Source organism: Bacillus sp. FSL R5-0447, from assembly GCF_038606125.1.
GTDB classification, from domain to species: domain Bacteria; phylum Bacillota; class Bacilli; order Bacillales; family Bacillaceae; genus Bacillus; species Bacillus velezensis.
The window spans coordinates 466,314-478,552 of record NZ_CP152012.1; the positions used below are offsets into that span (position 1 = coordinate 466,314).

Below are 12,239 nucleotides of genomic sequence, written 5' to 3' on the forward strand. Positions count from 1 at the left end.
GCAGGCTTTTCTTTATCTGTTATTGAACGCCTTTCATCGCCCGTTTAATGACGGGAGACAGAAGAATCAAAATAATACCGAGAATGATCGAAACAAGACCGATTGAGCCGAAGTAGGCCGCTTCAGAAATCTTATCAAACAAACCGACTACTTTTGCGTTCAGGGCTTGACCGCAGGCGTTTGTTAAAAACCACATGCTCATCGTCTGCGCTGAGAAAGCGGCAGGCGCAAGTTTCGTTGTGACGGATAAACCGACCGGTGAAAGGCAAAGCTCACCAAGCACAACCAAAAGGAAGCTGAGCACAAGCCAAAGCGGGCTCACAAGCTCGCCGCTCCCGCCCATAACCGGAAGCACCATGACTAAAAATGATAATCCGGCAAGGATAATGCCGATCGCGAATTTAATCGGTGTTGAAGGCTGGCGTTTGCCGAGCTTCATCCAGATCCAGGCGAACACCGGCGCGAAAATAACGATGAATAATGGGTTCAGAGACTGGAACCATGAAGACTCAAGATGCATGCCCGCAAAGGAAAGTCTCGTGCGCTGATCCGCATATAAAGCAAGAATCGTCGCGCCCTGCTCCTGAATCGCCCAGAACATTGCCGCTGCAACAAACAGCGGAACATAAGCCGCAAGCCTTGATTTTTCCGTTTTCGTCGCTTTTTTGCTCGTGAACATCACGATAAAGTAAATAACCGGAATGACAATACCGAGGATACTGACCGTATCAATCACACGCTGGATCGTCAGCCAGCCGGTTTGAATCAGAACGATGATAACGGCTGCTGCGATGACCACTCCGATTCCCGTGCCGATCACTGATGATTTAGAAATCGGATTCGGTACATTGGAGCCTGCTTTGCCGAGGTATTTCTTTCTCGTAAGAGCGAAAACAATCAGTCCGAGGAACATACCGGCCGCGGCGCATCCGAAGCCTAAGTGGTAGTTGTACTTCTGTCCGAGTGTTCCGACAATTAGCGGCGCAAGCAATCCGCCGAGGTTGATCCCCATGTAAAAGATGCTGAAACCTGAGTCGCGGCGCTCGTCTTCCTTCGTATATAAATCTCCGACAACGCTGGATACGTTTGGTTTAAGCAGGCCGGTTCCGATAATGATCAGAGCCATGCTGGTAAAAAACGCCGCCGTGCTGCCAGGGAAGGCAAGAGCGATGTGCCCGAACATAATTAAAATTCCGCCGTAAAATACGGTGTTTGCCGTGCCGAATACCCGGTCGGCCAGCCATCCGCCGATGACGCTCGACATGTATACGAGAGACCCGTATATGGACATGATGGCAACTGCGGTCGTTTTATCAAAGCCGAGACCGCCATGAGCGACTTCCGTGTATAAATAGTAAAGCAATATGGCTCTCATACCATAGTAGGAGAAACGCTCCCAAAATTCGGTGAAAAACAGTGTGAACAAGCCGCGGGGATGACCGAAAAAGCCTCGTTGCGGCACAGTTTCTGTTATAGAGTCCTTATCAATAGATGCCACCTGAGCCAACCCTTTCTTAAAAAAGTGTATTACAAAAATCATATTCTTATATAATACTTGTGTCAATATAATTTATACTGAATTCAAAAAATTCCAGAATGAAAAGATATTAAAACGTTGAATATAGACGAATTTTCCTAATTCCAATGACTTATTTTGTTATATTATCTGACTAAACTATCTTTATAAACTTTTTTAATAAAATTTAAAGTATGTACAGGCGGAGCGGGATATGGCGGAATAAGATGACAATAAGAGAGGAAGGAGGAGATTATCACTTGCCGAATCGTATATTGGATATTACGGATTGCGGTGTGGCGGCAGACGGAAAAACCGATGTAACGGGCGCCATCAACCAATGCTTGGCCAAGGCCGTCAGCGAAGGCTGTCATACGGTGTTTTTTCCGCCGGGAACGTATAAAATCAACGGCACGCTTGGCGGGGACAGCAGCCAGCCGTTTCGGAACGCCGGGATTAACGTGCCGAGCCATCTCACCATCGTTTTAGATCCGGAATGCACGATTAAAGTGGCGCCGAACAGCTCTTGGGGCTACTCGGCTTTCTATATAGGCAGGCGGGAAAATGTCACCATCACCGGCGGCCGGATCATCGGCGAACGGGATGAACACACGTATACCAATGTCCCTTTGCGTTCGACCCATGAATGGGGGTTTGGAATCTGTATTGAAGGCAGCAGCAATGTGCTGATCGAAAATGTGAAGATTTCGGATTTTACGGGAGACGGCATTATTGTCAGCCCGCTCGGGTTAAAAACAAACAGTGATTACGAAACTTCAGAACAGGTGACCATCCGCCGCTGTGAGATCAGGCAGTCAAGGCGAAACAACATTTCAATCACCGGCTGCAATACCGTTACGGTGGAAGAATGCGTGATTGAAGACGCCGGGCAAGGGAACGGAACGGCTCCGAAATTCGGAATCGATATTGAATCGTACGGAGAAGGCGATATTGATTATGAAGAAGCTCTTCATATTACGGTACGCAACAACTTCTTTTCCGGAAACGCAGCAAGCTCAGTCACCAATTTTAACGGATATCATGTGTTAATTGAAGGAATTCATTCCGATAACACAATCAGCTACGGGTATGGGGCACATACCGTCATTTCGGGGAATGTCTTCTTTCGGTCAGATGGCGGCTCAAGAACCGCAGTCGCCGGACAAGGTGTGTCACAGGGGCAGGACAGCAGCAATGCCGTCATTTCCAACAATCTGATTACCGGTTTTTCCACCGGAATAGATGTAAGGGGAAAAAGCGTCCTCGTCACCCATAACAAAATCAGTCAATTTGAAAATACGGGCATTTCCGTCTATCAAGCGGAAGATGTGACCGTTGACGGCAATGTCATTGAAAACGGACGTTCCGAAACGAGACGAAGCACGGGGATGCGGGCGACGCTGTCGGAAAACGCCGTCTTTATGAATAATACTCTGAATCAGGTAACGGACGGAATCAGCATGTCGGCCGGCAATATCACCGTAAAACAAAATGTGCTGAAATCGTTCAGCCGGGGCATATGGGTAACAGGCGGAAATGCCGTTATTGAAGGAAATACGCTGATTCCGAATGCGTATCAGGGCGCCGCGGAGTCCTATGCCGTATCTGTGACAAATGACGCCAGGGCTGTCATCAAGGGAAATCTCTTCAAAAGCTACAAAAACTATCCCATTTTCAGTTCAACATCCTCGGGAACCTCTGTCATCAGCAACCGTTTTGAATCATCACCGCTCATCGTTACCGTGTATCTGAATTCAGGCACGCATGAAGTCATAGACAATACGCTCACGATCAACCGAACGGCGGGCAGCCCGATCGGCATCTATCTGAACGGAGCCTCCAATTCCCTCGTGTCGGGCAATACCATCAACAACCTTTCCGCCGCTTCTGCTTCCGCCATCCAAACCAATTCCTCCGCAAGTACTAAAATCATCGGCAACCGCATTATCAAAGGCGTCATTGTGAAACACGCGACAGATACGGACAGCGGAAATATCGTCATCTGAAAACAATCTGCATCGGAAAAATAAAAAGAACACATGAACTCCGAAAGAAGGAGGGATGTGTTCTTTTTTGACACAATACAGCCGTGCGCCTGTCAGGCATCTTTTTTACCGGATTTATATAAAACGATCATTTCTCTGATTAAAAAGAGGGCGAATAAAAACAGCATCAGCCATTCTGAGAAGGTGGTCAATTTAAAAGCGGACAGGTTGTTTTGGACCGCTCCATAGAAACTGAAACCTTGCAGCATATCTATCGTTACTGAAATGATCAGACAGGCAGCCAGCAAAAAAAATGAAACCCCCAATATTTTCATGCGCATCACTCTCCCTTTTTATCCTTTTCGATTACGCAGAACTTATACAGACTTTCCGCCGTGCATAATCTTTTGCCGTACAGGAAGAATATGAAAAAAACGAGGAGAGGTTTTTTGCGATATGCCGCCATTTTTTAAACAGAAGAAACAAAAAAAAGCCGATCAAAACGACCGTGACAATGAAGGCAGAAAAGAAGCGGACAGCCAGCCGGACAAAGAGCGGGATGAGCCGATCTCCCTCAGCTTAAAGCAAAATATGAAGAAGCTGTCTGAGAGGTTCGGCAACAGTGCCGACGTCGTCATCCGCCGGCTGAAAATCGGAAAAGAAGAGCTTCCGGCTGCAATTGTGTATATCGCCGGTTTGGTAGACGAACAGCTCGTCAGCCAATCCCTTCTGGAGGATTTAATCGACATCCCGTCCGTTCAGCCGGAACAAGCGGTCTGCCTGATATACGATAAAACGCTTGCGATCGGCGGGGTGAAAGAGGCAGAAAAATGGAAAAGTCTTTATGCCGGGCTGGTGGCGGGCAGCACGCTCATTTTTGTCGACGGGGCTGACAAGGCGCTGATTGCCAGCACGGAAGGGGGAGAGCACCGGTCCATTCAAGAGCCGAGCACCCAGGTCTCTTTCCGCGGCCCGCGGCAGGGATTCACCGAATCTCTGCAAACCAATATTTCCATGATCCGCAGGTATGTAAAAACGCCTGATGTATGGGTTGAAAAAATGGAGATCGGACACGAAACGAATACGGATGTCGCGCTGATGTATATTAACGGAATTTGCGATAAAAAGCTGATTAAGGAAGTCCGCAAGCGGCTGAAGCACATTGACATCGACAGCATTCTGGAATCCGGCTACATTGAACAGCTCATTGAAGACGCGCCGTTTTCTGTGTTTCCCACCGTATATCATACGGAGCGGCCGGACGTCGTGGCGGGGAATCTGCTGGAAGGACGATTTGCGATTATCGTGGACGGAACGCCGTTCGTTCTCATCGCGCCGGCCTTATTTATTCAATTTTTTCAATCCGTTGAGGATTATTATTCACGATTTGATATCGCCACCAGCATCAGGGTGCTGCGGGTTTTGATCTTCTTCATTTCACTGGTGGCGCCGGGGATTTATGTGGCGGCGACGACCTTTCACCAGGAAATGATTCCGACGCAGCTGCTGATTGTCATCGCGGCTCAGCGGGAGACGGTGCCGTTCCCGGCCGTGATTGAAGCGCTGACGATGGAAGTGGCCTTTGAGATTCTCAGGGAGGCGGGTGTCCGGCTTCCGAGAGTTGTCGGCTCCGCCGTTTCCATAGTCGGAGCGCTTGTCATCGGCCAGGCCGCCGTACAGGCCGGCATCGTCTCCCCGGCCATGGTTATCGTCGTCGCCCTGACGGCGATTGCCAGCTTTGCGACCCCGGCTTTTGACATGGCGATATCTGCGCGCCTGATCCGGTTTCTCTTTATTCTGTCGGCGGCGGTCATGGGATTTTACGGGCTGATTCTGGGCATTATCATGATGTTTGTCCATCTGTGCGGCCTGCGTTCATTCGGATTTCCGTATATGTCCCCGCTCGCTCCTTTAACCCCGGGCGGGCTGAAGGATTCCCTTCTCCGAGCTCCGTTATGGGCGGATGAAAAAAGGCCGGGACTGCTCGTGCAGGAAAACAACAGGCGCCAAGGGGAACATCAAAGACCGAAACCGGAGACATCCAGAGGAATGGTTAATAAAGATGTAGAAGAGGGCGACGGTAATGAAAAGACGTAAATGGATGCTTATCCTTTGTACGATGGTTTCCCTTATGTTTGTATCCGGATGCTGGGATAAAAGGGAGCTGACCGATCTAGCGGTGATCTCCGCCATCGGTATTGACCGGACCGAAACGGGAAAATACGTCCTTCACTTGCAAATTATCAATCCGGGAAACGTGGCCGGCGGTCTGCAGGGCGGCGGAGCGGGAGACCGGCCTCCGGTTTCCGTCTATTCGGTGTCCGGAGACAATATGACGGAAGCTTTGAGAAAAGGCTCGATGAAAGTGTCCAGAAGGCTCTATTTTGCGCATACGAATCTCGTGGTGTTCAGTGAAAAACTGGCGAAAGAGGAAGGGCTCAGTTTTATTCTGGACAATCTTGACCGCGACACCGAATTCAGGACGACCGCAACTGTTGTGATCGCGCATAATTGCAAGGCTGAAGACATTATTAAAGTGCTGACGCCGATTGATAAAATCCCTTCCAATAAAGTGAACAAGACGCTCAGCTTCACGCAGGAACAATACGGCAGAGTCATTAAAACCAGCCTTCAGGACGTTCTGATTGATCTCGCTTCTCCGGCCGGGTCGCCGTTTATTCCTGGTTATGAAATGCACGGAGACGATAAAGCCGGTCCTACGATGGAAAATACGCAGACAACTGAACCGAAAGCAGTGCTGTCAGCGGACGGACTGGCGGTGTTCAAAAAGGATGGGAGGCTGGATTACTGGATTGAGGATGACGACAGTGTGGGGGCTGTATGGCTGCTCAATAGGATCAAGCATACGTTCATCAATGCGGATTGGAAGAACGTGAAGCATGCCATCAGTCTGCAGGTCACCCGCCAGAATACAAAAGTGACGGCCACTTTTCCGAACGGAAAACCGCATATTCACGTGCATGCTCAGGTCGAGGGGCTGGTGGACGCTGTCAGATACCCTTTCCATCTGTCTGATCCGCAAGTGCTGATGACGATGCAAAAGGCGCTCAGCGTGCAGCTTGAGAAAGATATCACCAAATCGATTGAAGATATAAAAGCCCATAAGAATGACTTCGTCGGCTTTGGAGACCTGATCTATCGGAAGCATCCGGACAAATGGAAAAAGTTCAAAGGGAAGTGGGATGAAGAATATTTCCCCAATCTCCCCGTAGATGTCAAAACGGAAGTCATTATCAGAAGAACGGGCTTGCGGAATAATCCTCTCTCAGACAAGCTTGAGCATGATTGATTTGAGGAGAAAGGAGCGAAGCGTATGGAAAATGCGAAAATCGGCACGCGTCAGCTGTTTATTATGATCATTTTGTTTGAATTGGGCAGTTCGTTATTGATCCCGCCGGGCACGATGGCCGGGCGGGATGCGTGGCTGTCCGTGCTTCTCGGGTGCGTTACCGGTCTCGGACTTTTCTACGTTTATCAGGCGCTGTATCAATTTTTTCCTGAGTCTTCACCGAGAGATTACATGAACGAACTGATCGGCAGACATCTGAGCTGGGCGGTCTCCCTTCTTTATATTCTCTATTTTGCTTATATCGCCGCCCGCGTATTGCGGGATTTCGGCGAAATGCTTGTCACCTTCGCCTACCAGGACACGCCGATTTTAATTGTGAATGCCATGCTGATGATCGCCGCGATATTTGCGGTCAGAAAGGGAATTGAAGTGATAGCGAGAGCCGGCGAGCTGCTGTTTGGCATTATGTATTTCCTGACAGCCGTCGGGCTGATCCTCATTATCAGCTCAGGCACGATAAACCTCAGATTTCTCCAGCCCGTTTTAGCGGAGGGTGCAGGAACGGTCATTTATTCCGTGTTTAAACAGACGATGTTCATCCCGTTCGGTGAATTAATCGTGTTTGTCATGATTTTCCCTTATTTAAAAGATCGGAAAAAGGTGAAGAAAACCGGATTTCTGGCGATTATCATCAGCGGGCTGTTTTTGGCAATGTCAGTGGCGATTAATATTTGTGTGCTGGACGTCAACTTAATGCTCCGCTCTCAATTTCCGCTGCTGAGCACCATACAGACAATTAAAGTGGAAGAGTTTTTAGACCGGCTGGATGTCTTTTTCATGCTCGTGCTCGTCATCGGCGGTTTTTTCAAAGTCAGCCTTTTTACATATGCGGTTGTCGTGGGCGTGTCCACGCTGTTTAAAGAAAAAAATCCGTCCCAGCTGGCCTTCCCGGTCGGATTGGGGGTGCTGATTCTCTCCATCAGCATCGCAAGCAATTTTTCGGAACACATGAATGAAGGCTTAAACATTGTGCCGATCTATATTCATCTTCCGTTTCAAGTGCTGTTCCCCGTTTTGCTGCTTATCATTGCCGTTATTAAGAAAAAGGTCAAAGGGACCGTCTATACAGTTTCGAAGAAATAACCCGGCCGGTGCGCCGGGTTTTTTAAAAAATCATGATTTTTGTCTTCATGCATTGACAAACTTACCTGACAATTGTACATTTTGATTTATTCTTATAAAATTACTAGGAAATATAGGTTTAGTGGTGTTAATATGTTCCGAACCGTATTTCAGAATAGAAGGAGATCCATCATGACAAAGAAAAAAGAAATCAAACTCGGTGTGTTTCTCGCGGGCACCGGCCATCATGTCGCTTCTTGGAGACATCCTCAGGCACCGGCGGACGCGAGCATGAATTTGGATTATTTCAAAGAACTGGCGAAAACAGCGGAGCGGGGGAAATTGGACATGCTGTTCTTGGCGGACAGTTTATCAATTGACGGCAAATCACATCCGAATGTGCTGACGCGCTTTGAGCCGTTTACGCTGCTGTCGGCGCTCGCTCAGGTCACATCCCGCATCGGTCTGACGGCGACCGCGTCTACCACATACAGCGAACCGTTCCATATCGCGAGACAATTTGCATCGCTTGACCATCTTTCCAACGGCCGCGCGGGCTGGAATGTCGTTACATCTTCGATTGAATCGACCGCACTTAATTTCAGCGGCGAAAAGCATCTTGAGCACCATCTCAGATATCAGCGCGCGGAAGAATTCGTTGAAGTCGTCAAAGGATTATGGGATTCGTGGGAGGAAGACGCCTTTATCCGTGACAAAGAATCAGGAGCATTTTTCGATAAAGACAAAATGCATGAATTGAACCATAAAGGAACATATTTCTCCGTGAGAGGGCCGTTAAATGTCGCCCGCACACCTCAAGGGCGCCCGGTCATTATTCAGGCCGGATCATCAGGAGACGGAAAAGCGCTGGCCGCCAAAACGGCGGAGGTCATTTTCACCGCGCAAAATCATTTGGAATCCGCGCAGGAATTCTATCAATCTATTAAAGAACAAGCGGCTTCTTTCGGCCGTGATCCTGAAAAAATCGCGATCATGCCGGGAATTTTTCCCGTTATCGCCGATACCGAAGAAGAAGCGCAGGCAAAATATGAAGAGCTCCAAGACCTCATCATTCCGTCTGTCGGCCTGAACATTCTGCAAAACTATCTGGGCGGCGTCGATCTTTCCGCCTGCCCGCTTGACGGCCCGCTGCCTGAATTGGATGCGGATGCGTCGAATGCCGTTAAAAGCCGCTTCAAGCTCGTTCAGGAGATGGCCAAACGCGATAACATGACCATCCGCGAGCTGTACAAATATGTGGCGGGTTCAAGAGGCCATCATATCTTTGTCGGAACGCCGGAACAGCTTGCCGATAAGATGGAAGAATGGGTCGGAAAACAAGCTTGTGACGGTTTCAACATCATGCCGCCGCTTTTGCCTGAAGGTCTCACTCTTTTTGTAGACAAAGTGATTCCGATTTTACAAGAACGGGGCGTGTTCAGAAAAGAGTATGAAGGAACGACGCTCAGAGAACATTTCGGACTGGAAAAACCGGCAAACCGATATGCCGACTAAAGGAGGGCTCATCATGTCAAGACAATACCGGCTCGCAACGGAGGAAGACGCTGATGAGCTGCTTTCACTGACACTGCGGGCGTATGAACCGATCCGCAAGCTCGGCATCAACTTTGCCGCTGCCACGGCGGATAAAGAACTCGTTTTGAATAACATACAAAAAAACGCCTGCTACGTTTTGGAGGAAGACGGCCGGATTCTGGCGACGATTTCTCTGCGGATGCCGTGGGGGCCGAATCCCGGGCCGTACGGTGTTCCTCATATTTGGTGGTTTGCCGTCGATCCTGAAACCGGAAAAAAAGGGACGGGCTCAGACATGCTGGAGTGGCTGGAGAATACAGTGCTCCGCGACACATTAAAAGCGCCTTTCGTGTCACTGGGCACAGCGGATAAGCATCCGTGGCTGATCGGCATGTACGAGCGGAAAGGCTACGTCCGTGCAGGCGAAAAGGACTTAGGAAAAGGGCACATCACCATTTATTTGAAAAAACAATTGCAGGATTAACATTTTAATAGGAAAAGGCGGGATTTCAATGAAGAAGAAAACATGGGCTTTGCTGCTGTCTGCCGCACTTTTGGCGGTCTTATCAGCATGCGGAAACGGAAAAGAAAGCGAAGGCGGCGATAACGTACTGCATGTAGGCGCCACGGGACAAAGCTATCCGTTCGCATATAAAGAAAACGGCAAGCTGACCGGCTTTGACGTGGATGTCATGGAAGCCGTCGCGAAAAAAATCAACATGAAACTGGACTGGAAGCTGCTTGAATTCAGCGGACTGATGGGAGAGCTCCAGACCGGCAAACTCGATACCATCTCTAACCAGGTCGCTGTCACGGACGAACGCAAGAAAACGTATAACTTCACAGAACCGTATTCGTATGCGGGCACTCAAATCGTCGTCAAAAACGATAACAAAGACATCAAATCAGTCAACGATCTAAAAGGAAAAACAGTGGCGGCCGTTCTGGGCTCAAACCACGCGAAAAACCTTGAGAGCAAGGACCCGGATAAAAAAATCAACATGAAAACGTATGAAACACAAGAAGGCACGCTGAAAGACGTGGCTTACGGACGGGTTGACGCTTATGTAAACAGCCGCAGCGTCCTGATCGCCCAGATCAAAAAGACCGGTCTGCCTCTGAAATTAGCAGGAGACCCGATTGTCTATGAAAAAGTCGCTTTCCCGTTTGCGAAAGATGCGGCTCACGATAAAATCCGCAAAAAAGTAAACAAAGCCATTGAAGACCTGCGAAAAGACGGCACGCTGAAAAAGCTGTCTGAAAAGTACTTTAAAGAAGATATCACAACAGAAGCAAAGCATTAAGAAACGGCGGTGAAAATCGAGAATGAACAGCATTGATTGGGGATTTATGTTTTCAGCTTTTCCCGCGTTAATCGAAGCCTTGCCGATCACATTACTAATGGCCGTCGCAGCCATGGTATTTGCCGTGATCGGCGGCCTTATATTAGCGCTTATCACAAAAAATCGTGTTCCTGTGCTTCACCAGCTGTCAAAGGTGTATATTTCATTTTTCCGGGGCGTGCCGACGCTCGTCCAGCTTTTCTTAATTTATTACGGCCTGCCTCAGCTGTTTCCCGGAATGAGCAAGATGACGGCGTTAACTGCGGCGATTATCGGGTTAAGCCTGAAGAATGCCGCCTACTTGGCTGAAATCTTCCGCGCGGCGCTCAACTCAGTAGATGAGGGGCAGCTTGAAGCCTGTCTGTCTGTCGGAATGACAAAATCCCAGGCGTACAGACGGATCATTTTCCCGCAAGCCGTCAGAAACGCGCTTCCCGCGACGGGAAATACGTTTATCGGCCTGTTAAAAGAAACATCGCTCGCCTTTACATTAGGAGTGATGGAAATGTTCGCCCAAGGAAAAATGTACGCATCAGGCAACCTCAAATATTTTGAGACGTATTTAGCCGTCGCGGTCATGTACTGGATTCTTACGATTATTTACAGTGTGCTGCAGGATCTGCTCGAACGGGCGATCAGCAAGCCTTATCGCACATAGGAGGAGGCTCAGGATGATACAAGTCAGACATATTCGAAAAGCATTTAAAGACCTTACCGTACTTGACGGGATCGATCTTGAGATCAAAAGCGGCGAAGTCACGGCCATCATCGGCCCGTCAGGCTCGGGAAAATCAACGCTCCTCCGTTGTTTGAATCTGCTGGAGCGCCCGGATGCCGGCATCATTGAAATCGGTGATGCAAAGCTGAATGCAGCGTCCTATTCGCGCAAAGACGTTCATAAGCTTCGCCAGCAGACGGCGATGGTGTTTCAGAATTACAACCTGTTCAAAAACAAAACCGCCCTGCAAAATGTGACAGAGGCGCTGATCACCGCGCAAAAGAAACCGAAAAAAGAAGCGGAACAGATCGGTATGGATCTGCTGCGGCAAGTCGGTTTAGAACACAAAGCGGACAGCTACCCGATTACGATGTCAGGCGGGCAGCAGCAGCGGATCGGGATTGCGCGTGCCTTGGCCGTTGATCCTCACGCGATTTTACTGGATGAACCGACTTCGGCCCTTGACCCTGAGCTTGTAGCCGGGGTGCTCCAAGTCATCAAATCAATTGCCGAAAAACAGACAACCATGATCATCGTCACGCATGAGATGGCTTTTGCTCGTGAAGTGGCCGACAAGGTCATATTTATGGCGGACGGACGCATCATCGAACAGGGAACGCCGGAAGAGCTGTTTGACAATCCGCAGAACGAACGGACGAAAAAATTCATTAAGCAAGTGGGAGAGCCCGCCGAACTTGTCTAAGAAGGG

The 12,239-nt window shown here is 49.0% G+C and carries 11 protein-coding genes; 9 read left to right on the plus strand and 2 right to left on the minus strand.

Going from position 1 to position 12,239, the window contains the following annotated elements; translation table 11 throughout:
* Nucleotides 1-19 precede the first annotated feature (19 nt).
* Nucleotides 20-1,498 (minus strand): peptide MFS transporter, encoded by a 1,479-nt coding sequence (locus tag NYE68_RS02320; RefSeq protein WP_012116786.1) that lies wholly within the window; start codon nucleotides 1,496-1,498, stop codon nucleotides 20-22.
* 278 nt (nucleotides 1,499-1,776) lie between these two features.
* On the opposite strand from NYE68_RS02320, the gene NYE68_RS02325 reads away from it, so the two are divergent.
* Nucleotides 1,777-3,522, plus strand: a complete 1,746-nt coding sequence (locus tag NYE68_RS02325) for a right-handed parallel beta-helix repeat-containing protein (protein WP_342494038.1) — start codon at nucleotides 1,777-1,779, stop codon at nucleotides 3,520-3,522.
* A 92-nt stretch (nucleotides 3,523-3,614) separates the two neighbouring features.
* On the opposite strand, the gene NYE68_RS02330 is transcribed toward NYE68_RS02325, so the two are convergent.
* Nucleotides 3,615-3,836 (minus strand): hypothetical protein, encoded by a 222-nt coding sequence (locus NYE68_RS02330; protein ID WP_007410254.1) that lies wholly within the window; start codon nucleotides 3,834-3,836, stop codon nucleotides 3,615-3,617.
* Between the two features lie 121 nt (nucleotides 3,837-3,957).
* On the opposite strand from NYE68_RS02330, the gene gerKA reads away from it, so the two are divergent.
* The 8 genes from gerKA (at nucleotide 3,958) to NYE68_RS02370 (ending at nucleotide 12,233) form a co-directional block, all read left to right on the plus strand.
* Nucleotides 3,958-5,598, plus strand: coding sequence for a spore germination protein GerKA (gene gerKA / locus NYE68_RS02335; RefSeq protein ID WP_039252803.1), 1,641 nt, complete (start codon nucleotides 3,958-3,960; stop codon nucleotides 5,596-5,598).
* Nucleotides 5,585-6,811, plus strand: a complete 1,227-nt coding sequence (locus tag NYE68_RS02340) for a Ger(x)C family spore germination protein (RefSeq protein WP_020955315.1) — start codon at nucleotides 5,585-5,587, stop codon at nucleotides 6,809-6,811. Before gerKA ends, NYE68_RS02340 begins: the two co-directional genes overlap by 14 nt.
* 24 nt (nucleotides 6,812-6,835) lie before the next feature.
* Nucleotides 6,836-7,954 (plus strand): GerAB/ArcD/ProY family transporter, encoded by a 1,119-nt coding sequence (locus NYE68_RS02345; protein WP_015416803.1) that lies wholly within the window; start codon nucleotides 6,836-6,838, stop codon nucleotides 7,952-7,954.
* A 168-nt stretch (nucleotides 7,955-8,122) separates the two neighbouring features.
* Complete coding sequence (locus NYE68_RS02350; RefSeq protein ID WP_029326230.1) at nucleotides 8,123-9,448, plus strand: LLM class flavin-dependent oxidoreductase; 1,326 nt, start codon at nucleotides 8,123-8,125, stop codon at nucleotides 9,446-9,448.
* Between the two features lie 13 nt (nucleotides 9,449-9,461).
* A complete protein-coding gene (locus NYE68_RS02355; protein ID WP_053573735.1) occupies nucleotides 9,462-9,953 on the plus strand; it encodes a GNAT family N-acetyltransferase in 492 nt (163 codons plus the stop codon).
* A 28-nt stretch (nucleotides 9,954-9,981) separates the two neighbouring features.
* A complete protein-coding gene (locus NYE68_RS02360; protein WP_012116791.1) occupies nucleotides 9,982-10,773 on the plus strand; it encodes an amino acid ABC transporter substrate-binding protein in 792 nt (263 codons plus the stop codon).
* Nucleotides 10,774-10,795: 22 nt separating this feature from the next.
* Nucleotides 10,796-11,470 (plus strand): amino acid ABC transporter permease, encoded by a 675-nt coding sequence (locus tag NYE68_RS02365; RefSeq protein WP_007410261.1) that lies wholly within the window; start codon nucleotides 10,796-10,798, stop codon nucleotides 11,468-11,470.
* Between the two features lie 13 nt (nucleotides 11,471-11,483).
* Nucleotides 11,484-12,233: an amino acid ABC transporter ATP-binding protein gene (locus NYE68_RS02370; protein WP_015416806.1), complete on the plus strand. Its 750-nt coding sequence runs from the start codon at nucleotides 11,484-11,486 to the stop codon at nucleotides 12,231-12,233.
* The last annotated feature ends 6 nt before the right edge of the window (nucleotides 12,234-12,239 follow it).